The organism is Actinoplanes couchii (assembly GCF_016862075.1).
GTDB classification, from domain to species: domain Bacteria; phylum Actinomycetota; class Actinomycetes; order Mycobacteriales; family Micromonosporaceae; genus Actinoplanes; species Actinoplanes couchii.
Map to the genome: position 1 here is coordinate 1 of NZ_BOMG01000042.1, position 20,804 is coordinate 20,804.

Below are 20,804 nucleotides of genomic sequence, written 5' to 3' on the forward strand. Positions count from 1 at the left end.
CCTAGGACCGCTTGATATAAGGTACAGAAAGGTGAAAGCCATGATCACTGGCCTCAGCGCCTTCCCGCTCACCCCGATCGCCGGGGACGGTAGCGTCGATGAGAAAGCCTTCATCGGGCTGGTCGAACGACTGGTCACCGCCGGTGTCGACTGGATCGCGCCGTTGGGATCCACCGGGTCCTATGCCTACCTGCGCCCGGACGAACGGGCCCGTGTCACACGGCTGGCCGTCGAGCACGCGGCCGGTATCCCGGTGATGGTCGGGATCGGCGCCACCCGTACCCGCGAAGTCCTGAAGCTCGCCGAGGACGCGCAGACAGCGGGTGCGTCGGCACTCCTGTTGGCCCCGGTCTCGTATCAGCCGCTGACCGCCGACGACGTCTTCGGCCTGTACGAGGACGTGACCCGCGAGGTCTCCGTGCCGGTGGTCGTCTACGACAATCCCGGGACCACCCATTTCGTCTTCACCGACGAGCTGTACCAGGCGGTCGGCCGGCTGCCCCGGATCGCCTCCATCAAGATCCCCGGTGCCGCCTCGGCTCGCGTCGGTGAGCTGCGTGAACTCCTGCCGGCGCACGTCACGCTCGGGGTTTCCGGAGACGCGTTCGGGGCGGCGGGTCTGATCGCCGGTTGCGACGGCTGGTACACCGCTGTCGGCGGCACCCTGCCCACCCCGGCGCTCACCATCACCCGCGCGGTACAGGCCGGCGACCATGCCACCGCCCTGACCGAATCGGATCGCCTGAAGCCGTTATGGGACCTGTTCGCCCGGCACGGCGGCAGCATCCGAGTGCTCGCCACCATCGCCGAACACCTCGCCCTGGTGACGGCCCCCTGCCTGCCCACCCCACTCCGCGGCCTGACCGATGCGGCCCGCACCGAGGTGATCGAGATCCTCGAACGCCTGAACCTCGCGAAATGACCACCAGCCCACCACCCGACCAGACCGAGCAAACTGGCCGAACAGGAAGATCCCGACAGGTAGACCAGCCCAAGAAGGAGGGAGGGCCCGGGCAGGCGGACCGAACCGGAAAGGCTGTGGAAACGGGCTGGGCCGGGAGGGGAGAAGGGCTCGGGCGTGCAGGCCGGATCGGAAACGCTGTGGAAACGGGCTGGGCCGGGAGGGACGGAAGTTCCGGGCAGGCGGACGAGGGGCCTGGCGGTGGGCTGGCGCGCTACGTCGTCGCCGCCACCCTGGCTCGGGTCGCTGACGGGGGCGCTGTCGTCGCGGTTGTTCTGATGGTCACCACCGGCGGTGGGCCGGGGTGGCTTGCCGGACTGCTCGGGGCTGCCATTACCGGGCCCCATCTTGCCGGGCCGTTTGTTGCTCGGGCGCTGGACACTGCTCGGGACGGGCGTACCGTCATCGCCTTTGCCTGTTTGTTTCATGGGGTGGCGCTTGTTGGGGCGGTGCTGGTCTACCCGTACAGCTGGGTGGTCTCGATCCTGCTTTTGATCCTGTCGGGGTTGGTGGGGCCTCTGCTCACCGGAGGTGTCAGCAGTCGGCTTCCGGCCATCGCTGGGGCGGATCGGCGTTCTCAGCGGCGGGCTCAAGGGTGGGACGTCGCCACCTACGGGATTGCCGGGACCGTGGGGCCTTCCGTGGTGGCGGCCGTTGTGGCCTGGGCGAACGCCACGGTGGCCGGGCTGGTCCTGGCCGGTGCGGTTGTTGTTGCGGCGGGGCTCATGAGACTGCTGCCGTACGCCCCACCCGCCGGCGCCGCCAGTGAGGTGCCCCGGCCGGTTCGGACGCTCGGGCTGATGATCTCGAACGGGCCGTTGCGGCGCACGCTCTATCTGACCACGGCCGTCGCTTCGTCGGTTGCCGTGTTGCCGGTGATCGCGGTCGCCTCCGCCGGTGCGCTCGGGGTCGGGCACGCGGCGGCCGGGGTGCTGACCGCGGCATACGGCATCGGGGGTCTGATCGCCTCGGCCGGGCTCATGGTGCGGCCGCTGACCGGGGAGGCGGATCGGTCGATGATGCTCTTCGCCGGTGCGGTGGCTGCGGCATTGGCCCTGGTCGCGGTGACCACGGTGTTCTGGGCGGCCGTCCTGGCGTACGCGATGGCCGGTCTGTTGAACTCCGGTTTTTTCGCCGCCACCCTGGCCGCCCGCAGCGAGTACGCACCGCCTGCCGCCCGCGGGCAGGTCTTCGTCTGGATCGGCGCCCTGAAGATCACCGCGGGCTCGGCCGGAACCGCCCTGGCCGGCAGCGTGATCACCACCGGCATCCACCTGCCCCTGGCCGCCGCGACAGTCCTGACCCTGGCCGCCGCCGCCATCGCGCTGGCCGAGAAGCGCTGAAAACAGCCGGCGTCGTCTTGGTAGAGGGTCGGTAAGAAGTTCTGGTAGAGAACGGTAAGAAGAGGAGCGCTAACCGATCCGCCGGAGCGCGTCGAGCACCAGGTCCCAGAAGCGGGCGACGTCGATCCCGGTGGCGACGTGCGTGGTGCAGCCGGGCGGTGCCTCGCCACGCATGTCCACCACGGTCATCCCGGTGGTCAGCCGGCCGTGCAATTCCACATCGACCGGTGCGGCCCGGACCGTGAGCAGCGACGGGTCGATCACATAGGCGACCGCACACGGATCGTGCACCGGAGGAGCGGCAAAACCCTGATCGTTCAGGTACGCCTGGGTGAAAAACCGCAACACCTCACCGAAGAAACGCGACGGTACGGTGCCCAGCTCCTCGATCCGGGCGCAGACCTCCGGCGTGGCCAGCGCCGTGTGGGTCACGTCGAGGCCGACCATCGTCACCTTCCACGGCTGCTGGAAGACGATGCTCGCGGCCTCTGGATCCACCGCGATGTTGAACTCGGCCACCGGAGTGCGGTTGCCGCCCCGGATCGCGCCGCCCATCAGGACCACCTCGTGAACCCGGGACACGATGGCCGGTTCCTTGACGGCCGCCGTTGCGATATTGCTCAACGGGCCGGTCGGCACCAGCGTCACACTGCCCGGCGGATGCGTCATCACCAGGTCGATGATCAGGTCGACGGCGTGCCGGCCGTCCAACTCGAGAGCCGGCTCCGGAAGAACGGGGCCGTCCAGGCCGCTGTCGCCGTGCACCGACGCGGCGGTCCCGGGCGGCCGGACCAGGGGCCGGTGCAGGCCCCGGGCGAACGGCACGCCGGTGATGCCGCAGACCCCGGCGACGCTCAGCGCGTTCCGGGTCACCTTGCTGATCGACTGGTTGCCGGCGACGGTGGTGACCCCGATCAGGTCGACCGTGGGGTTGCCCCAGGCGAGCATCAGGGCGAACGCGTCGTCGTGGCCGGGATCGCAGTCGACAATGATCTTGCGCATGGGGCACCCTTCGAATCAGAACTCGGCGGAGACCTCGTCGAGGGCGGCCCGCTCGCCGGCGGTCAGCTCGACGGTGGCCGAGGCGATCAGGGCCGGCAGCTGGTCCACGGTGCGGGCGCTAGCGATCGGCGCCGCGACCTGCGGACGGCCACGCAGCCAGGCCAGCGCGACGGTCGCCGGGGCGACCCCGTGCGCGGCGGCCACGTCGTCGAGGACCTTGAGGACGGCCAGGCCCGGCCCGTTCAGCAGAGCGGCGGCGCCGTGCCCGCGCGGTGACTGGCCGAGGTCGTCGGCGGTGCGGTACTTGCCGGTGAGGAAACCGGCGGCCAGCCCGTAATAGGGGACGACGGCCAGATCCTCCTGTGCGGCCACCGGCGCGATGTCCCGCTCGTACCCGCCGCGTTTGATCAGGTTGTAATGGGGTTGAAGTGCGGTCGGCAGGGCGAATCCCTCCCGGCGCGCGACGGCGAACCATTCCCGGATCCGTTCGCCGGTGTAATTGGACAGCCCGATGGCGCGCACCTTTCCGGCCCGGACCAGCGCGTCGAAGGCGGCGGCGGTCTCCGCCAGCGGGGTGGCGGCGTCGTCGAAATGTGCCCAGTACAGGTCGATGTGGTCGATGCCGAGCCGGGTCAGCGACGCGTCGGCGGCGGCTGCCACATTGACGGCGGACAATCCCCGGAATTGCGGGTGCTGGCTCACCTTGGTCCCGATGACCAGCTGGTCGCGGTTGCCGCGGGCGGCCAGCCACGCCCCGATGACGGTCTCCGACTCGCCGCCGGAGTTGCCGGGCGCCCACGCGGAATAGCTGTCCGCGGTGTCGATGAAGTCGCCGCCGGCCGCCACGAAGGCGTCGAGCACCTGATGCGAGGTGGCCCGGTCGCTGGTCCAGCCGAACGTGTTGCCGCCCAGCGCGAGCGGGAGAGCGCTGATCCTGGTCATGGTCGCCAAACTACATCGCAGGATGTACGGGAACAGCGCACGGCACGGTGACCGGTACCTCTGGCGACCGATGCGTCCGCTCCGTCATCGGCGAAACGATATCCGGGTGTTCGAGGCACGTATTCCCGAACCATTCGGAATGAGAGATGCGACGACGAAGCCTGCTCCTGTTGCCCCTGCTGACCGCGTGCGGCGCGGCACCGTCCCGGACCGCGGTGCCGAACTCCCTGCGTATCCCACCGATCCTGGAACCATCAACCGACGGCGAGTTCGTGCTGACGATGCAGGCCGGGCGGACCGAGTTCCAACCCGGCAGGCCCACGCCCACCTGGGGGATCAACGGCTCCTATCTGGGCCCGACGATCCGGGTGTCCCGCGGCGACCGGGTGCGGATGCGGGTGGTGAACCGTCTCGCCGAGACCAGCACCCTGCACTGGCACGGCATCCGGCTGCCCGCCCGGATGGACGGCGGCCCGCACCAGATGATCGAACCCGGTGCCACCTGGACCCCCGAGTGGACGGTCGACCAGCCCGCGATGACCGGCTGGTACCACCCGCACCTGCACGAACACACCGCCATGCACGTCTACCGTGGCCTGGCCGGACTGATCGTCGTCGACGACGCGAACCGGACCGGGCTCCCCGGCGAGTACGGGGTGGACGACGTCCCGTTGATCCTCCAGGACAAGAAGTTCGAGGACGGCGGACAGCTCGAAGAGGGCGGCGTGGATCGCGGCACCTGGGGTGTGCTGGGCGAGGACGCACTGGTCAACGGCACCCTCAACGCCCGTTTCGCGGTCACCACCGAGGCCGTCCGGTTCCGGATCCTGAACGCCTCCAACGCCCGCGTCTACCGGGCCGGGTTCACCGACGGCCGTCGTTTCCACGTCGTGGCCACCGACGCCGGCCTGCTGCGACAGCCCGCCGAGGTGGACCGGGTCAAGCTGAGTCCCGGCGAACGCGCCGAGATCGTGGTCCGCTTCGCCCCCGGCGAGCAGGTGGTCCTGAACAGGATCGGCGAGACCGCCCGGGCGGCCGGTGACCCGGAGGAGGACGACTTCGACCTGATGACGTTCGTGGCGGATCCCCGGCTCGAACCGTCGCCGCCGATGCCGGCGGCACTGGGCGGCCCGCCGGCGGTGCCGCCCCCGCCCGGAGCCCGGGTCCGGACGTTCCGGCTGTCCGGCTCGGAGATCAACGACCGGGACATGGACATGACCCGGATCGACGAGGTCGTTCCCGCCGGAGCACACGAGATCTGGGAGATCGTCAACGAGTCGTACGCCCACAACTTCCACATCCACGAGGTGGAGTTCCGGATCCTGGAACTGAACGGGGCGCCCCCGCCCGCCTGGCAGCAGGGTCCCAAGGACACGGTCTTCCTACCCAAAGGAGCAAAAGCCCGCTTGTCGGTACGTTTCAACACGCACGTCGATCCGGTCGCCCCGTACATGTACCACTGTCACATCCTCCGTCACGAGGACAAAGGCATGATGGGCCAGTTCGTCGTCGTCACGCCCGGCACCGAGGACCGGGTAGCCCGTACGATCGAACCCGGTCACCACCACGACTGAACCGGATTCTCTCAACTTCGCCGGGGCCCGGCCGACGAGTTGAGGTGACGCTGCATCCTCTGGGGGGCGAATGCCACAACAGTGCTCGCCCACCGGGGCGACGTCGTGATCGGCGACGACTCCCCGGCTGACCTGCTGGCGCGCGCCGCCGTCTGCCTCAGCCGCGCGGACACCGCGGGCACCCGCGAGTTCGCGTCGGCGGTGGTGGCCGGTGACGACCCCGCCCTGCGCCCTCGGGCGATGGCCCTGCTGGTGCGCTGTCACCAGATCCGGGACGAACAGGTCGAGGCGCTCGCCCTGGCGCACCGGGCGCTGGAGGTCTGCTGGGCGGCCGGTGACACCGCCAGCGCGGCGATGATCCACGCCACGATGGCCCGCATCCTGCTCGTCACCTCCGACCCGGTGACCGCGACGGCCGAGATCATGACCGCTCTGGAGATGGCCGAGGCCGCCGGTGACCTGACCGCCCGGATGTGGACCTGCGCCGCGGCCTCGGTGGTCTACTTCTACCTCGAGCAGTTCGACCAGTGTTTCGAATTCTGCGAGCGGGCCGCCGAGATGGCCCGGCTGGTCGGTGACGAGGTCACCCACGGCGCGATGATCGACACGATCGCCTGCGCCAACATGGCCCTGGCCGAAGCCGCCCGGGCGGCCGGCGACGAGACCCGCGCGCTGTCGCTCGCCGCGATCGCCGCGGAGCAGTCCCGGGAGGCGACCGAGATCGCCCGCCGTGAGGGCAACCGGATGAACGAGGCGGTGGCGCTGGGCAACCTCGGCGAGACCCTGGCGTTCTGCGGCCGGGCCGAGGAGGCCCTCGCACTGTTCGACGACTGGCAGCTGGACTCCCGGGATCCGCCGTCGATCGTCACCCACATCCTCGACGTGCACGGCTGCATCTGCATGGCCAGCGGCCGGTACCCGGAGGCCATCGGTCACCTGCGCGCCGCACTGGCCGCGGCGGAGAGCAAAGTCAGCGAGATGGTGGCCGCCGAGCACCTGGCCGACGCCTACGAACGCAACGGTGACCTGCGCGGCGCGCTGGACACCTACAAGCTGTTCCACTCGCTGTCCAAGGCGGTGGCGTCCGAGGCGGCCCGGCGCAGCGGGCACATCGCTGTCGTACGCCTGGAGACGGCCCAGGCCAAGGCCGCCGCCGAGGAGGAACGGGGCCGGGTCATGGCCCTGCAACGGGCCAACCACGAGCTGTTGCGCAAGAGCCTGGAGGATCCGCTGACCGGGCTGGCCAACCGCCGGCACCTGGACGAGCTGATGGCCGCCGGACTGTCCGGCCAGGCGCTGCTGCTCGTCGACGTGGACCACTTCAAACGGGTCAACGACGAGCATTCGCATCTGGTCGGCGACCAGGTGCTCCGGTGCCTGGCCGACCTGCTCCGCGCCGTCTGCCGCACCGAGGACACCGTGGTCCGGTTCGGCGGTGAGGAGTTCGCGGTCCTGCTGTCCGATTCGGATCTCGCGGGTGCCCTGGCCGGCGCCGAACGCCTGCGGGTCCGGGTGGCGGCCCACGACTGGTCCACGATCGCGCCCGGCGTCACCGTCACGGTCAGCATCGGCCTGGCCCTGGGCGACGAGGCCCCCGACCCGTCCCAGATCCTGGCCCGCGCCGACGAGCGCCTGTACGAGGCCAAACGATCCGGCCGCAACCGGGTCCACGGCCCGGCACCGCTGGAAGCGATGACGATCCGGGTATGGGCGGAAGGCGAAGGGGCGTCAGGGCAGCCAGCCGGGCAGGGCGTGGCCGGATTCGTACGCCCACACCACCAGCTGGGCCCGGTCCCGTAGGCCCAGCTTGGTGAGGATCCGGCTGACGTGTGTCTTTGCCGTGGCGTGGCTGATCGACAGCTTGCCGGCGATCTCCTCGTTCGACAAGCCGCGGGCCACCTGGTCCATGATCTCCACCTCGCGCCGGGTGAGGGCGGCCAGTTCCGGGGTGGGCGGCGGGGTCAGGCGGGCGGCCACCTCGGCGATCAACCGGCGGGTCACCGACGGGGCGAGCAGCGCGTCACCGGCGGCCACGACCCGTACCGCCCGGATCAGGTCCACCGGTTCGGTGTCCTTGAGCAGGAAACCGGCGGCACCGGCACGGATGGCTCCGTAGACGTACTCATCGGTCTCGTAGGTCGTCAGAATGACCACCTTGACGTCGCGCAATCCCGGGTCGGAGCAGATCGCCCGGGTCGCGGCCAGCCCGTCCATCCCGGGCATCCGCACGTCCATCAGCACCACGCCCGGCCGTAGCTCACGGGCCAGCCGGACGGCCTCGCGCCCGTTCGCGGCCTCACCCGTCACGTCGAGATCCGGCTCGCCGCTGAGGATGGCCCGGAACCCGGCCCGGACCAGGGTCTGGTCGTCGGCGAGGACCACAGAGATCATCGGGTTCCGTTCTCGTCAGGGTTGATCGGTAGTTCGGCCCGGACCCGGAAGCCGCCGCCCGGTCGTGGCCCGGCCTGGAAACGGCCGCCGAGCGCGGCGATCCGTTCGGCCATCCCGCGCAGCCCGTTGCCGACGGAGAGAAGGGCGGAAGGAGGGCCGGGTGACGCGCGGCCGTCGTCGTCGACGGTCACCGTCAGCCGGTCGCCCTCGCGCACGATCCTGACCTCGGCGGACGTGGCGTGTGCGTGCCGGATCGTGTTCGTCAGCGCCTCCTGCACGATGCGATAGACGGCCGCGCCGGCCGGCACGGGCAGCTTCGGCGCCTCGACCGTCGACCGGATGCCGACCCCGGCCGCCCCGGCCCGGCGGAACAGCTCCGGCAACCCGGTGAGATCGGGCTCCCGCAGCACGTTCAGCACGGTGCGCACCTCATGAAGGGCTTCCTTGCTGGCGGTACGGATATTGGCCAGCGCCTCGAACGCCCCGTCCGGCGAACGGGTGTGCAGGGCCGCCCCGGCCTGCACGTTGATCAGCGCGATCCGGTGCGCCACCACGTCATGCACCTCCCGCGCGATCCGCAGCCGTTCCTCGACCGCCCGTTGCGACGCGGCAGCCTCGGCCCGTTCGACACGCTGGATCCGGCCCCGGGCGACCTCACCGAGTACCACCGCCACCAGCAGGATCGGCGCGACCCCGATCGCGACCTGCCCCGCATCGGCCCAGTCGTCGAACCCGCCGGCGGCGAACGCCAGCAGCAGCACCGCGGCGGCACTGCCGGACACCACCGGGCCACGTTCCCGGGCGACCGTGTACAGCGCGATCACCAGGCTCAACGCGATCGGCGAGTCGGGAAACCCGAACGGGTAGTAGAGCAGCGCCACCACACCGGTGACGACCAGCACGATGACCGGGAACCGTTGCCGCCCCAGCAGGGCCGCCGACCCGGCCACCAGAAGCGCCCAGCCGAGCGGCATCATCGCCCGGTCGCCGCCGTCCGTTGTGGTCAGCACGGTGGTGACGCAGAGCCCGAGAACCAGTCCGGCGATCGCGAATTCCCGCCACATGGCGCCCACTCTAGGCACGTCGAGGCCTTGGCACGGGGACGTGGCTGCCGATAATGAGCGAGTGAGCGGATCACGAGCGGCCACCCGCACGGTGCCGGAGATCGCCGCGGAGATCCAGTCGCTGGAGTACCGGTTCGGCGGCGACGGCGATCACGTGCTGACCCGTGCCACCGACCTCGCCGAACAGGCCCGTGCCCGCGGCGAACATCCGCTCTACCTGTGGGCGCGCCTGCTGGAGGCCAACATGCTGCGCCGCGGCGGCGAACTGGCGACGGCCGCGGCGATCTGTTCGGAGGCCAACGCGTGGGCGCAGGCCCGGCAGCACCGCCCGCTACTGGCCCGCAGCCACCAGCAGTTGTCGATAGTCCACGGCAATCTGGGTGACATCGCCGCCGGCCTGGAGCACGCGGTCCGTGCGGTGGAGGCCCTGGACGACGACGCGTCACCCCGGGCGCGCGGGGTGATACTGCTCCGGCTGGCGGACGTGCTCGCCGAGGGCGGTTCGCCCGACGCCGCCCGCACCCGGTACGGGCACGCCGAGCAGGTCGCGGTCACCGCCGGCGACGTCGAGCTGCGGATGGTGGTGCTGAACAACCTGGCGTACGCCGAACACCTGGCCGGCAACCAGGAGCAGGCCTGGGAGGCGATCCAGCGGTTGCGTACGGTGACCGAGGCGACCGGTGGCACGCTGTCCCCGGACGCGCTGGACACGATGGCGATGATCCAGATCGCGCGGGGGCGGTACGCCGAGGCCGCCCGGATCGCGGTGGCGAACGTGGACGCGTACGAGAGCGCCGGCCCGGACGACGCCGACGGTCTCGCCGAGTTCCTGCTGACCCTGGCCATCGCCCAGCGGCACCTCGGTGACCACGGCGCGTCCCAGCACGCCCTGGACCGGTGCGCCGCGATCTGCGAGGACCGGGAACTCGCCGGGGTCCGGGTGCGGGTGCTGGAGGAACAGGCCGAACTGCACGCCGCCCGGGGTGATCACGCGCGGGCGTTCATCGTCCACAAACGGTTCCACGCCGCCGAACGGGAACTACACTCGCAACAGCGTGACGCGCAGGCCCGGGCCCGGCACGCGGTCTTCGAGACCGCGGAGGCGCGCCGGGAGGCCGAACGGTTCCGCGAGCAGGCCCGCCGGGATCCGCTGACCGGGCTGCCGAACCGGCGGTACGTCGACGAGCACCTGCCGGCCCTGCTCGCCGCCGGTGGCCCGACGGTGGTCGCCCTGGTCGACCTGGACCATTTCAAACGGGTCAACGACCTCTGCTCGCACGAGATCGGCGACCGGGTCCTCACCGTCGTCGCCGGCCTGCTCACCCGGGCCGCCCGAGCCGGCGGGTTCGCGGCCCGGCTCGGCGGCGAGGAGTTCCTGCTGGTGCTGACCGGGGCCGGCACCGCCGAAGCGGCACCGGCCCTGGAACGGTTCCGGCAGTCGGTCCAGGACCATCCGTGGTCCGTGCTCACCGGCCGCCTGCCGGTCACCGTCAGTGTCGGCGCCCATCAGGCGATGCCGGGCGACGACCAGACGGCGGTCCTCGCCGCCGCGGACCGGCTGCTCTACGAAGCGAAAGGCTCCGGCCGGAACCGGGTCTGTTACTAGGTTTGGTGTGGCAGACCCCGCAGGGTCTGCCACACCAAACCTAGCCGCGCCGCCACTTCTGGTTGGCGCCGCCCAGGCACTCCCACAGGATCAGCTTGGCGCCGTCGTTGGCGTCCCAGCCGCCGATGTCGACGCACTTGTCGGCCTGCGGGTTCACCAGGTCACCGGCGCCGCTGAGCACCCACTGCTGGGCGGCGTTGCCGCTGCAGTTGGCGATCTGGATGGCCGCGCCGTTCGCGGTCGAGCCCCACGCCACGTCCAGGCACTTGTTGTTGCCGGTCCGCAGGGTGCCGCCGGTGGCCTCCCAGCGCTGTGCGGCACTGCCGTTGCAGTTCCACATCTGCGTCTGTACGCCGTCGGAGAAGTTGCTGTTCGGCACGTCGATGCACTTGTTGTTCAAGCTGCTGATCAGCGCCTGCCCGGTGCCGCCCCCGGAGGTGGTCAGCGACAACCCGTACACCGAAAGGATCTCGTTGACCGGCTGGAACCACATGGTGCCGCCCGAGGTGCAGTCGCCGGTCCCGCCGGAGGTGACACCCTGCGCCTGGTTGCCGGTGATCCACGAACCGCCGGAGTCACCCGGCTGCGCACACGCGTTGCTGCGGGACAGCCCGGAGACCGAACCCTGCGCGTAGTTGATCGTCTCGTTCCTGCCGAGCAGCGTGCCGCAGCGCCAGCCGGTGGTCCGCCCGGAGCGGCAGATCGAGCTGCCGATCGCCGCCTCCTGCGAGCCGGACACCAGCACGTTGCCGCCGCTGTAGTTGTTCACCCACGGCTGGGAGGTCCAGTTGCCGTTGGTGCGTACCCAGGCGTAGTCGTTGCCGGGGAACGACGAACCGGCGAACGTGCCCTGCGCGACGTTGTTGTATCCCAGCGTCGGGCTGCCGGTGCCGCCACAGTGCCCGGCGGTGACAAAACCGCCCGCGACGGCGAAACCGACCGAGCAGAGCGTGTTGCCGTTGATGACGTACTGGTCGCCGCCGCGGGTGTCGTACATCGGCTGCGGCTTCTCGGCGGCGGTGCGGACGGTGACCGGGCCCGCGCCGCTGGCCTCGGCGAACTCACGCGCCGCGGCCTCGGCGCCCGGCTGCACCGTGATCACCACGGCGTTCGCCGCCGGATCGACGAACCAGCTGCGTACGCTGTCCGGCGCCTGCTTCCCGTTGCGGTCCAGCCTGGCCCGGGCGGCGTCCAGGGTCTTCTCCGCGCGCTTGACGATCGTCGGGACGGCGCCTTCCGCGCGTACCCGCGAAGCCTCTTTCGCCGAGGTCACCGCCACGGTCAGGCGGGTGTCGCCGGCGGCGATCCAGGCGCCGCCGAAACGGTCACCGAGCTGGGCGCGCAGGCGCTGCTCGACGACCGGGGCCGCGGCTTCGGTGGCGAGCCGGCGGCGGATCTGGCTGTCGTCGAGGTTCAGGTCGCGGCGCATCGCCTCGGCCATCCCGGGGGACAGGTCGAGATCGGCGCCGCCGGGAGCAAGGCTGGGAGTTGCGGGGCCGGTGGGCGCGGCATGTCCGGCGGCCGGGGTCATGGTGGCGGTGATCAGCGCCGCGGCGCCGACGGCGAGCGCCCTGGCGAGGGTTCGTGGCATGCGGGAGGGTCCTTTCGCGCACGGGCCACCTGCCCGTCCGGGCGCGCCGGGACGAGCCGAAGCCGCTGGGGGGATGGCGAAGAGAGCGCTCTCGCAGAGATTCTCAACGCTCGATTCACAATCGTCAACAAACTTCACTGAAGCGCTTCTGGTACGCGTACCCTATGTAGAATCTCGTCTTAGGGTTTAGGCTGTGGCGCATGATCACAGCAGGGACGTCCGCCCGGATCCTGGCCGCTCTCTCCGAGGGCCCACGGGCGGGTCTCGAACTGATGGATTCCACCGGGCGCTCCAGCGGCACGCTCTACCGCTGCCTGGTCCGGTTGCAGCGGGCGGGCTACGTCGAATCGCGCTGGGAGACAGCTGCCGAGGGGCGCCCGGCCCGGCGCTACCACCACCTCACCGCGGCGGGAACCGCAGCTCACGGGCATGATGGAAATTGATGAGCGTTCCCGATCCCGCTGCCGTACCGTGTGCCGGTGACTGATCAGGACCTGAAGGTGTACCGGGCCGCCGCTTCCGCCGGCCTGACCTACAACTCCCCGCTGGGGGAGCATCGAGCGGCTGATCTGACCCGGCGTTTGGCGCCGGCCGGGGCGGACCGGCGGGCCCTCGACCTGGGCTGCGGCAGCGGTGAGCTGCTGATGCGGTTGTGCGAGGCACACGGCATCGGCGGCGACGGGGTCGAGTCCGACCCCACCGCCGGTGACCGGGCGCGGCAGCGCGCGGCCGAGCGCGGCCTCTCCGGACGGGTCACGTTCCACAGCGAGGACGCGTCCGGCTGGTCCAAGCCCGCCGACCTCGTCGTCAACGTCGGCTCCAGCCACATCTGGGGCGACGCCGGTCAGGCCCTGACGGCGCTGCACGCTCTCACCGCCCCCGGTGGAAAGGCGCTGTTCGCCGACGGCATCTACCGGACCACGCCCGGCGACACGGTCCACGAGATGTTCGGCGACCTGCCGGACCTGGCGGCGCTGACCCGATCCGCGGTCGACGCCGGATTCCGTCCCCTGCACATCGCCGAGTCGACCCTCGCCGAATGGGACGACTTCGAATCGGACTGGCTGGTCGGCGTCGAACACATCGGCACACCGCCGGCCCGGGCCTTCGCCGACGCCCGCCGCGACGGCTACCTCAACGGATACCGCGGCGTCGTCGGCTTCGCCTGGCTGATCCTGACCCCGGCCTGACCACCGCGCGGCGCTGAGACGCGAATGTGTGGCGTGCCGTCACCCGTCCACGTCGTCATCCGGCCGGGACGCTTCGCCCGAGGTCTTCCACAGCTGCAACCGGAACGCCTCGAACCGTCCCGGGAAAGGCCAGGCGTCCTCCGGTGCGAAACCGCCGGAGATTCCGCGGTTGTACGCTGCGATCCGGGCGCCGTATGTCCCGGCGCCGGTCGGCAGGTCCACTCCGAGATGGACGGCCGACTCCAGGGCCTGGATCGAGCTGAACCGGCCGCCGGGCAGGGCCAGTTCGGCCGTCGCGGTCCCGTCCGGCCTTCCCCCGGGCGAACTCGGCGTTTCCCCGGGCGGGCCCGGTGGGTCGTCCCGGACCTCGACCACGACGGACGCCGTGCCGGCGCCCATCGCGCGGGCGACGACGGCGTTGGGGCCCCACGCGAAATATCCGTACCCGAGGGTCCGGTGGGCCGCCGCGAAGTTCTCACCCTCGTCGCACGTCGGATCAAAGATCGTGAACAACCCGTACTGCGGGTTCACGGTGAACGAGTACTCGAACACAACCGGCACACCGCCGAAGGTAGAGCATCCCGTTCACCGGTCCGGTCGACGGACCGGAAACTCAACGTTCACCAGGGCAGACAGATCCTTAGAATGGGGCGGTGAGATCGCGTGAGGACGTCGGCCGGACCGAGGACGGGCGGTACATCGTCGTGGACGGGCGGCGGTGGCGGGCTACCGATCCGGCCATTCCGGAGGCGCTGCGGCAGGAGCTGGTCAACGAGCTGATGGCGGCCCGGCGGCTGGTCCGCAGCGATCCGGAGACGGCCCGGCCGCGGGTGCAGGACGCCAAGGTGGCGCTGGGGGAGCGCGGCGACCCGTGGTGGGAACCGACCGACGATGGCCGCCGGGTGCGCCTGGCCGCCGCGATCCGGGCGCTGCTGCGGCACCGCGACGAGGACTCCACGATCTGCCCGAGCGAGGCGGCCCGTATCGCCGGCGGCGAGTCATGGCGCGACATGATGGACCTGGCCCGTGCGACGGCCGCCGGCCTGGCCCGCGACGGAGTGATCACGGTCCGGCAGAAGGGCGCCGACGTCGACCCGTCAACCGCGACCGGCCCGATCCGCCTGGCCCGCGGCCCCGCCTGGTGAGATCCGCTCACCGAGCCACTGTTCGGCGTCCCAGGCCTGGAAGCGTTCGACCTCGGTGAAACCCAGCTTCGCCGCCAGGCGCATCGAACCCCGGTTGGCGGACTGGGTGGTCAGGATCGTGGGCTCGCCGGGGAGGGCATGGTCCAGCCAGTCGAGGGCCGCCGCACACGCCTCGGCGGCGTAACCGTGCCCCCAGGCCGCGGGAAGGAACAGATAGCCGAGGTCGATCTTGCCGAGAGCCGCCGGGCGGCTGTGCTGAGTCACCCGGCGGAGCAGGACCTGGCCGATGAAGGAGCCGTCGTGGTCGACGGCGAAACTGCCGGGCCACTGTTCGGGTATGCCGGGTAGGTCGCGTTCCAGTACGTCACGGGGGCGGGGGCCGCCGAGGTAGGTGTGCACCTCGGGCGAGGCGAGCAGGTCGACGAACGCCGGCCGATCCGCAGGCCGTGTTTCCCGTAGCACCAGCCGTCCGGTCCGGATCGGAGCGGGCGGCCAGGCCACGGCGGTGAGAGGGGAACCCATGGGGAAGGAAACTACCGGCGGACCCCGAACGCACGGTGCACGGTCCGGTCGGTGCTGTTGCCGCCCTCAACGCCCGCAGCCGTTGCGAAGCGGGCGTGGAGGCGGCCCGTCGCGGCCTGGTCTGATCAGTTTGCGACAGTCGTCGGCTCGTGCCGGACCGGGAAATTCACCGAGTTGGCGATGAAGCACTGCTCGTGCGCCTCCTGGTGCAGCGCCGCGGCCCGCTCGATCATGGCCGGGTCGGCCACGGTCACCTGCGGCCGCAGCACGACCTCGGTGAACCGCCCGGGGTGGCCCGCGCCCTCCCGCATGATCCCGGCGGCGGTGTCCCGATAATCGGTCACCGCGATCCGGGCCCGCGCGCACAGCGACAGGAAACTGAGCATGTGGCACTCCGCCAGGGCCGCGACCAGCAGATCCTCCGGGTTCCACCGCTCCGGCACACCGCGGAACACCGGGTCGGCGCTGCCCTGCAGGGTCGGCTTGCCCTCCGCGAGCACGTCGTGGTCCCGGGTGTAGTCCCGGTAACCGGCGCCGGTGTCACCGCTCCAGCGCACCGTGACCCGATAGTCGTGTTCCCTGATCACACTGCCTCACTCCACCCGCACGTTGTCCAGGTGGACGGTACCCGGGTTGACGTAGATCCACAGGACCCGGACGTCGGCCAGCGCGGTGGTGTCGCAGGACATCGCGGACAGCAGGTCGACGGCCGCCGTGGAGGTCTGGTCCTGGCCGATCCAGGTGAAGTTCGACTGGCACCAGGCCAGGCCGCTGCCGGTCTGCACGGCGATCGCCGCGTTGGTGCCGGTCGTCGGGGCGGTGCGCAGGTCGTACTTCAGGGCGCTGCGGGTGGACAGGTCGACCGGCTCCGGAAACGTCACACCGAACCAGCCGCCGTCGGCCGCGTCCACCCGCAGCCCGTGTGTGCCGTGGGTGGCGAAGTCGGTGGTCTGCGCGACGGTGCCGCCGTTGGTCTGCCAGGACGCCGACGCCCAGCCCTCGGTGCCGGTCTCGAACGAGGCGAGGATCGCGACCGCCGCCGGATCCGGCTTGACGGTGACCGTCACGGTCGCCACGTTCGACAGCTGTCCGGCCTGGTCCTTCACGGTGTAGCCGGTGGTCGAGCGCCCGGTGACCCCGCTCGCCGGGGTGAACGTGACGTCGCCGGCGGCGGTCGCGGCGAAGGTCCCGCCGGTGACGGTCCGGGTCCGCTGCCGGCCGGGCGCGACCGGGTCCAGGTCGAGGCCGGCCGGCTGGATCGGGCTGCGGTAGCCGATGTCGTTGGCGGTCGGCCGCACCGTCACCGGGGTGTCGAACTCGGTCACCACACTGTCGTGGTCGGCCACCGGAGCTGTCGACCGCTGACCGGATTCGATCTCATGGGTGGCGTTGGTGACGGTGGTGCACACCGGGCTGGGGCAGTAGACGGTGAAGCCGTCGTAGTCCGGATACAGGCTGCCGTCGTCCTGCGAGCCGGAGAGGATCCAATACAGAGATCCGTTTCCGCCGGTACGGGTGAACTCGCTCAGCCACGACTGATAGACCGGATTCCGGGTGCCCTTGTCCTTCCACCCGAACTCACCGAGCATCACCGCCTTGCCGAGCCGGGCCGCCTCCCGGTTGTGCCGGGCGATGAAAGCCGAACCCCACTCGGCCGTACGGTTCCCCCAGCCGTCCGGGTACAGGTGGTAGGACATCACGTCGACGGCCGGCAGCGCGGTCAGGGCCAGGGTGTCGACGCCCTCGCCGCAGTTGTCGATCCAGTCCGGAGCGTCCGGGCCATCACAGAAGAACCCTTCGTCACCCACACTGACCAGGTGTTTCGGGTCCACGGACTTGAGGTGCCGGGTCATCTCGTCGGCCCAGGCGGTGATCGTCTCGGTGGTGCAGGACGGGCCCTGCGGGTAAACGCCGGAGCCCTTGCAGCGCGGTTCGTTGCCCAGTTCCCACGTCATGATCGTCGGGTCGTCCTTGTACTTCACGCCGGTGATCGTGTTGACCCGGTTGAGGACGTGATCGAGGTAGTCCCGGTACCAGCCCCTGATGACCGGGTCGGTGTAGAAGTCGTCGTGGTGCTGCGCGCCCCGCCAGCGGACGTACTGGTCGATGCCGCCGAAGTCGGACCAGTTGTTGACCAGCGGCAGCACCAGTTTCAGGCCGTGCCGCCGGGCCGAGTCGACGACGTAGTCGAGGCGTTGCAGGCCGTCCGGGCCGTCGTTGAACGCGGGCCGCTCGCCGTCCCAGTACTGGAAGTGGACGCCGTCCGGCGCCGGGGCCACCGAGTCGCTGCCGTCGGCGTTGCCGATCAGGCCGAACGCCCAGGTGCGCAGCACGGTGAAGTCGGCCGCCGCGGCGTCGGCGAACACGTCGTCGACCATCGCCCGGCTCTTGTAGAACAGGTAGTAGTTGTTGGTCCCACCGAACCGGAACGTCCGGCCGTCCAGGGTGAGCCGGTGCCCGTTGCGGACCACAAAACCGTCCGGTGGGGCGGCGACAGCGGGCGCCGGGAGGAACGCGCCGAGCAACGCCGCCTGCAGGACGATCATCCGGATCCGCATCGGAACTCCCACCCGTATCGACAGTGGCCGATGTCACGCTAGGTCGGTCGCGGCAGAAATTCAAGGACGTTAAGAAGGTATTGCCGAAAACGTTTTCGGCGCGCATGTTGATTGATACGACTCGATCCCATGTGCTGGAGGCCGACGATGCGAACCCGACAGATCCGCAGCCTGCTGGCGGTCACCGCGACGGGCGTCCTGGCCGTCACGGCGGCCGTGCTCGCCCCCGGGGCGCACGCCGCGGCGGCCGGTTGCCAGGTGGCGTACACGATCAGTTCGCAGTGGCAGGGCGGTTTCGGCGCCAACGTGACGGTGACCAACCTCGGCGACCCGATCAACGGCTGGACCCTGCGCTGGACCTTCGGCACCGGCCAGGCCGTCACCCAGGCCTGGAACGCCACCGTCACCCAGAGCGGGACGGCGGTGACCGCGGTGAACGTGTCCTACAACGCCGCGCTCGCCACCGGCGCCGGCACCTCGTTCGGTTTCAACGGCTCGTTCAGCGGCGCCAACCCGGTACCCACCGCGTTCACCCTCAATGGCGTGACCTGCACCGGCGGCGTCGTCCCCAGCAGCCCCGGCCCGTCCACGTCACCCTCACCCTCGACCTCCACCGGGACACCGCCGGCCAAGACCGTCCGGGTGTTCTGGCTCAAGCCCACCGACGTCGCTTTCGATCAGCGCTACCCCGACGGCATCACGGCGGTCATGCGCGAGGCGCAGCGCTACTACCGGCAGGAACTCGGCAAGACCTTCACCCTGAACAGCACCGTCGTCGAGACGGTGACCGGTGAGCACGACCGGAACTGGTACATCACCACCAACTGCTCCGGCAGCGACCACTACTGGTGCGTGGTCGGCAACATGCACCAGGAGCTGATGCGCCGCTTCGGCATCGCCAACCCGGACAGCCGCTGGCTGGTGGTCGGCGAGATCAGCGCCGAGGAGACCAACCAGTCCGGCGGCGGCGCCAGCCCCGGCTGGGTGGTCCTGAGCGGCCACGACGCCGACGGCGCGGCCGGCATCAACGGCCCGATGAACCGCTGGTACGGCGGCATGGTCCACGAACTGGGCCACGCCTTCGGCCTGCCCGACTCGACGTCCACCGACGGCACCCCGATGTCTGCCTCCTTCTACGACTACCCCAACACCCACTTCAGCCAGTCCCAGAAGAACGCCATCATGTCCGGCCCGTACGGCAGCTTCCTGAGTTAGCCACCGTCCGTGTGCCGGTTGCGGTACGGTCCGGGCCGGCATGCGGGCGCGTCGAGGGGATCGCCGAATCGGCGCGTTCTACTTTCTCTTCTCGGCGGCATGGTGCGCTACCGACAGGAGCAAACCGGCGGCCCCGGCGAAGGCGCCTCCGCCGGTCAGCGCGGCGGTCGGCAAGTTGCTGCCCGCGAGAACCGATAGCCATCCGGCAAGAAGGCTGACTGTCAGGGCGCCGGGCAGGACGTAGAGAGCGGTGGTCCGATGCGGCTTCGCCGATCGCCGGGCCGGCGGCGACGGGGCTCGGGCGGGAAGGGTCTTGGAGAACCGGTCATTCATACTTCTATCTTCTATTCAGGGCAGTGACTAAACTAGTCGCGTTCACATGCTGCCATTCGATCTAACCGGTGACAGAATCAGCTATATAGCTGACAGGCGGCCGAATTTTTGGCAACGTTTGTTCTGCTTAGTCGTTGGTCAGCGCGACCTACTTCCGATCAATCGTTGACATGAGTAAGGTGAGTCAGGATGAATAGATCATTCCAGCGAGCCGTGGTCACCGCTCCGGAAAACGGATCTGTCATGCGCCTGCGGCCGATTGCGAACAGGTGCACGGCGGGCAATTGCCCTACTGTGTACATTGCGGATTCCGATGCGGCGGAACCCGGCACCGCCGTGGTGCAGGGCTTCGTGGTCTCGGCCGAGGAAGCGGGAATCGAACTGGCCGACGGGGAGATGCTGGTGCGGGTTCCCCTCAGTCTGTTGACCGAAGCGGCACATGGCATCTCGGGCGGTAGCCGGTCGGTCTGATCGAGGGGAGGGGCGGTATCTCCGTCGGTATGGGTGTTCCCGGCGCGGAGGACGAGCCGGTCGGTGCTGCCTTGGCCCGGATGCGCCGGGCCAAGCGGATCAGCGGTACACGCCTCGCCGCCCTGGCGGGGATGAGCCAACCCAAGATCTCCCGGATCGAACGTGGACAGGGAACCCTGAACCCGGACGATGTCGATGCCATCGCCCGTGCCCTCGGCATGGGCGATGCGGAGATCCAGGCGCTGGTGGCCCGCGCCGCCAAGTCCTACGACCGGATGACCGACTGGCGCCCGACCTCGGCGGGCCTGGCCCTGGCCCAGGAGACGTTGGCCGAGTGGGAGTCGGGTGCCGCCAGGGTGCGGACCTTCGAGCCGACGCTGGTGCCCGGTCCACTGCAGGCTCACGGCTACGCGAAACTCGTGCTGCGGGCGTTTCAGCGGCTCCTCGTGCTCACCGAGGAGGAACGCAGTGAGCCGGCGTTGCTGGCCGCGGTCTCAGCCCGTCTGCGCCGGCAGGAACACCTGGCGAATCCGGACACCGCGTTCGAGTTCATCATGGGCGAAGCGGCACTGAAGATCCGGACCCATCCTCCGGTCGAGGTTCTGGCTCAGATCAACCATCTGCGTGACATTCTCGCCCGTCATCCGAACGTCCGCATCACGATCGTTCCCGACGGCGCGCCGACGCCGATTCCTTTGCAGCACGGGTTCACCGTCATCGACGACGCTCTGGTGTTGGTCGATCTCTACAACACCGGACTCACCTCGCACAGCCGGAACGACGTGATGACGTATCACCGGGTGTTCGAGTTGCTTCAGGAGCAGGCCGTCGGCGTGGAGCCGTTCCTCGACCGGTACCAGTCGATGTACATCGGTATGTTGCGGGAAGGCTGACGG

General features: G+C 70.1%; 20 protein-coding genes. 11 read left to right on the top strand and 9 right to left on the bottom strand.

The genetic code is table 11. The features are described 5' to 3' along the window. The first annotated feature begins 40 nt into the window (after positions 1 to 40). A complete protein-coding gene (locus tag Aco03nite_RS14710) occupies positions 41 to 922 on the top strand; it encodes a dihydrodipicolinate synthase family protein (RefSeq protein WP_203795652.1) in 882 nt (293 codons plus the stop codon). Between the two features lie 680 nt (positions 923 to 1,602). After that, positions 1,603 to 2,304: an MFS transporter gene (locus tag Aco03nite_RS14715; RefSeq protein ID WP_203795653.1), complete on the top strand. Its 702-nt coding sequence runs from the start codon at positions 1,603 to 1,605 to the stop codon at positions 2,302 to 2,304. A gap of 69 nt (positions 2,305 to 2,373) precedes the next feature. Here Aco03nite_RS14715 and Aco03nite_RS14720 read toward each other — a convergent pair whose 3' ends face one another. Together Aco03nite_RS14720 and Aco03nite_RS14725 are read right to left on the bottom strand one after the other, a co-directional pair. Beyond that, complete coding sequence (locus tag Aco03nite_RS14720) at positions 2,374 to 3,306, bottom strand: nucleoside hydrolase (protein WP_203795654.1); 933 nt, start codon at positions 3,304 to 3,306, stop codon at positions 2,374 to 2,376. Positions 3,307 to 3,321: 15 nt separating this feature from the next. Beyond that, positions 3,322 to 4,248 (bottom strand): aldo/keto reductase, encoded by a 927-nt coding sequence (locus Aco03nite_RS14725; RefSeq protein ID WP_203795655.1) that lies wholly within the window; start codon positions 4,246 to 4,248, stop codon positions 3,322 to 3,324. 146 nt (positions 4,249 to 4,394) lie between these two features. Between Aco03nite_RS14725 and Aco03nite_RS14730 the strand changes: the two genes are divergently transcribed. Both Aco03nite_RS14730 and Aco03nite_RS14735 read left to right on the top strand, forming a co-directional pair. Continuing rightward, positions 4,395 to 5,822 (top strand): multicopper oxidase family protein, encoded by a 1,428-nt coding sequence (locus tag Aco03nite_RS14730; RefSeq protein ID WP_203795656.1) that lies wholly within the window; start codon positions 4,395 to 4,397, stop codon positions 5,820 to 5,822. An 81-nt stretch (positions 5,823 to 5,903) separates the two neighbouring features. Then, positions 5,904 to 7,622: a tetratricopeptide repeat-containing diguanylate cyclase gene (locus Aco03nite_RS14735; RefSeq protein ID WP_203795657.1), complete on the top strand. Its 1,719-nt coding sequence runs from the start codon at positions 5,904 to 5,906 to the stop codon at positions 7,620 to 7,622. On the opposite strand, the gene Aco03nite_RS14740 is transcribed toward Aco03nite_RS14735, so the two are convergent. Together Aco03nite_RS14740 and Aco03nite_RS14745 are read right to left on the bottom strand one after the other, a co-directional pair. Further along, positions 7,551 to 8,213, bottom strand: coding sequence for a response regulator (locus tag Aco03nite_RS14740; protein WP_203795658.1), 663 nt, complete (start codon positions 8,211 to 8,213; stop codon positions 7,551 to 7,553). The genes Aco03nite_RS14735 and Aco03nite_RS14740 overlap by 72 nt on opposite strands. Then, on the bottom strand, positions 8,210 to 9,277 hold the full coding sequence (locus Aco03nite_RS14745) for a sensor histidine kinase (RefSeq protein WP_203795659.1): 1,068 nt from the start codon (positions 9,275 to 9,277) through the stop codon (positions 8,210 to 8,212). Before Aco03nite_RS14745 ends, Aco03nite_RS14740 begins: the two co-directional genes overlap by 4 nt. 61 nt (positions 9,278 to 9,338) lie before the next feature. On the opposite strand from Aco03nite_RS14745, the gene Aco03nite_RS14750 reads away from it, so the two are divergent. Further along, complete coding sequence (locus Aco03nite_RS14750) at positions 9,339 to 10,883, top strand: tetratricopeptide repeat-containing diguanylate cyclase (RefSeq protein WP_203795660.1); 1,545 nt, start codon at positions 9,339 to 9,341, stop codon at positions 10,881 to 10,883. 40 nt (positions 10,884 to 10,923) lie between these two features. Here Aco03nite_RS14750 and Aco03nite_RS14755 read toward each other — a convergent pair whose 3' ends face one another. After that, positions 10,924 to 12,474: a ricin-type beta-trefoil lectin domain protein gene (locus Aco03nite_RS14755; protein ID WP_203795661.1), complete on the bottom strand. Its 1,551-nt coding sequence runs from the start codon at positions 12,472 to 12,474 to the stop codon at positions 10,924 to 10,926. A 200-nt stretch (positions 12,475 to 12,674) separates the two neighbouring features. Here Aco03nite_RS14755 and Aco03nite_RS14760 point away from each other — a divergent pair, with 200 nt between their 5' ends. Then, positions 12,675 to 12,917, top strand: coding sequence for a PadR family transcriptional regulator (locus Aco03nite_RS14760; protein ID WP_203795662.1), 243 nt, complete (start codon positions 12,675 to 12,677; stop codon positions 12,915 to 12,917). A gap of 36 nt (positions 12,918 to 12,953) precedes the next feature. Next, positions 12,954 to 13,664: an SAM-dependent methyltransferase gene (locus tag Aco03nite_RS14765; RefSeq protein WP_203795663.1), complete on the top strand. Its 711-nt coding sequence runs from the start codon at positions 12,954 to 12,956 to the stop codon at positions 13,662 to 13,664. Positions 13,665 to 13,703: 39 nt separating this feature from the next. On the opposite strand, the gene Aco03nite_RS14770 is transcribed toward Aco03nite_RS14765, so the two are convergent. Further along, positions 13,704 to 14,225: a hypothetical protein gene (locus Aco03nite_RS14770; protein ID WP_203795664.1), complete on the bottom strand. Its 522-nt coding sequence runs from the start codon at positions 14,223 to 14,225 to the stop codon at positions 13,704 to 13,706. 92 nt (positions 14,226 to 14,317) lie between these two features. On the opposite strand from Aco03nite_RS14770, the gene Aco03nite_RS14775 reads away from it, so the two are divergent. Then, positions 14,318 to 14,809, top strand: a complete 492-nt coding sequence (locus Aco03nite_RS14775) for a DUF3253 domain-containing protein (RefSeq protein ID WP_239145169.1) — start codon at positions 14,318 to 14,320, stop codon at positions 14,807 to 14,809. On the opposite strand, the gene Aco03nite_RS14780 is transcribed toward Aco03nite_RS14775, so the two are convergent. The 3 genes from Aco03nite_RS14780 to Aco03nite_RS14790 all read right to left on the bottom strand — a co-directional run bounded on the left by Aco03nite_RS14780 (position 14,762) and on the right by Aco03nite_RS14790 (position 17,889). Beyond that, entirely contained in the window at positions 14,762 to 15,331 is a 570-nt protein-coding gene (locus Aco03nite_RS14780) for a GNAT family N-acetyltransferase (RefSeq protein ID WP_203795665.1), read from the bottom strand. The two genes, Aco03nite_RS14775 and Aco03nite_RS14780, sit on opposite strands and share 48 nt — an antisense overlap. A gap of 125 nt (positions 15,332 to 15,456) precedes the next feature. Further along, positions 15,457 to 15,918, bottom strand: a complete 462-nt coding sequence (locus Aco03nite_RS14785) for an OsmC family protein (RefSeq protein WP_203795666.1) — start codon at positions 15,916 to 15,918, stop codon at positions 15,457 to 15,459. A gap of 6 nt (positions 15,919 to 15,924) precedes the next feature. Next, positions 15,925 to 17,889, bottom strand: a complete 1,965-nt coding sequence (locus tag Aco03nite_RS14790) for a cellulase family glycosylhydrolase (protein ID WP_203795667.1) — start codon at positions 17,887 to 17,889, stop codon at positions 15,925 to 15,927. Between the two features lie 147 nt (positions 17,890 to 18,036). Here Aco03nite_RS14790 and Aco03nite_RS14795 point away from each other — a divergent pair, with 147 nt between their 5' ends. From Aco03nite_RS14795 to Aco03nite_RS14805, 3 genes are all read left to right on the top strand, one after another. Then, positions 18,037 to 19,104: a cellulose binding domain-containing protein gene (locus Aco03nite_RS14795; RefSeq protein WP_203795668.1), complete on the top strand. Its 1,068-nt coding sequence runs from the start codon at positions 18,037 to 18,039 to the stop codon at positions 19,102 to 19,104. Positions 19,105 to 19,626: 522 nt separating this feature from the next. Continuing rightward, on the top strand, positions 19,627 to 19,908 hold the full coding sequence (locus tag Aco03nite_RS14800) for a hypothetical protein (protein WP_203795669.1): 282 nt from the start codon (positions 19,627 to 19,629) through the stop codon (positions 19,906 to 19,908). Positions 19,909 to 19,937: 29 nt separating this feature from the next. Further along, entirely contained in the window at positions 19,938 to 20,801 is an 864-nt protein-coding gene (locus Aco03nite_RS14805) for a helix-turn-helix domain-containing protein (protein WP_203795670.1), read from the top strand. Positions 20,802 to 20,804 lie beyond the last annotated feature (3 nt).

Coding starts and splice junctions, on each gene's coding strand:
- Aco03nite_RS14710 (WP_203795652.1), top strand. CDS start 41: ATGATCACTGGCCTCAGCGCCTTCCCGCTCACCCCGATCGCCGGGGAC.
- Aco03nite_RS14720 (WP_203795654.1), bottom strand. CDS start 3,306: ATGCGCAAGATCATTGTCGACTGCGATCCCGGCCACGACGACGCGTTC.
- Aco03nite_RS14725 (WP_203795655.1), bottom strand. CDS start 4,248: ATGACCAGGATCAGCGCTCTCCCGCTCGCGCTGGGCGGCAACACGTTC.
- Aco03nite_RS14730 (WP_203795656.1), top strand. CDS start 4,395: ATGCGACGACGAAGCCTGCTCCTGTTGCCCCTGCTGACCGCGTGCGGC.
- Aco03nite_RS14740 (WP_203795658.1), bottom strand. CDS start 8,213: ATGATCTCTGTGGTCCTCGCCGACGACCAGACCCTGGTCCGGGCCGGG.
- Aco03nite_RS14745 (WP_203795659.1), bottom strand. CDS start 9,277: ATGTGGCGGGAATTCGCGATCGCCGGACTGGTTCTCGGGCTCTGCGTC.
- Aco03nite_RS14755 (WP_203795661.1), bottom strand. CDS start 12,474: ATGCCACGAACCCTCGCCAGGGCGCTCGCCGTCGGCGCCGCGGCGCTG.
- Aco03nite_RS14760 (WP_203795662.1), top strand. CDS start 12,675: ATGATCACAGCAGGGACGTCCGCCCGGATCCTGGCCGCTCTCTCCGAG.
- Aco03nite_RS14780 (WP_203795665.1), bottom strand. CDS start 15,331: ATGGGTTCCCCTCTCACCGCCGTGGCCTGGCCGCCCGCTCCGATCCGG.
- Aco03nite_RS14790 (WP_203795667.1), bottom strand. CDS start 17,889: ATGCGGATCCGGATGATCGTCCTGCAGGCGGCGTTGCTCGGCGCGTTC.
- Aco03nite_RS14795 (WP_203795668.1), top strand. CDS start 18,037: ATGCGAACCCGACAGATCCGCAGCCTGCTGGCGGTCACCGCGACGGGC.
- Aco03nite_RS14800 (WP_203795669.1), top strand. CDS start 19,627: ATGAATAGATCATTCCAGCGAGCCGTGGTCACCGCTCCGGAAAACGGA.
- Aco03nite_RS14805 (WP_203795670.1), top strand. CDS start 19,938: ATGGGTGTTCCCGGCGCGGAGGACGAGCCGGTCGGTGCTGCCTTGGCC.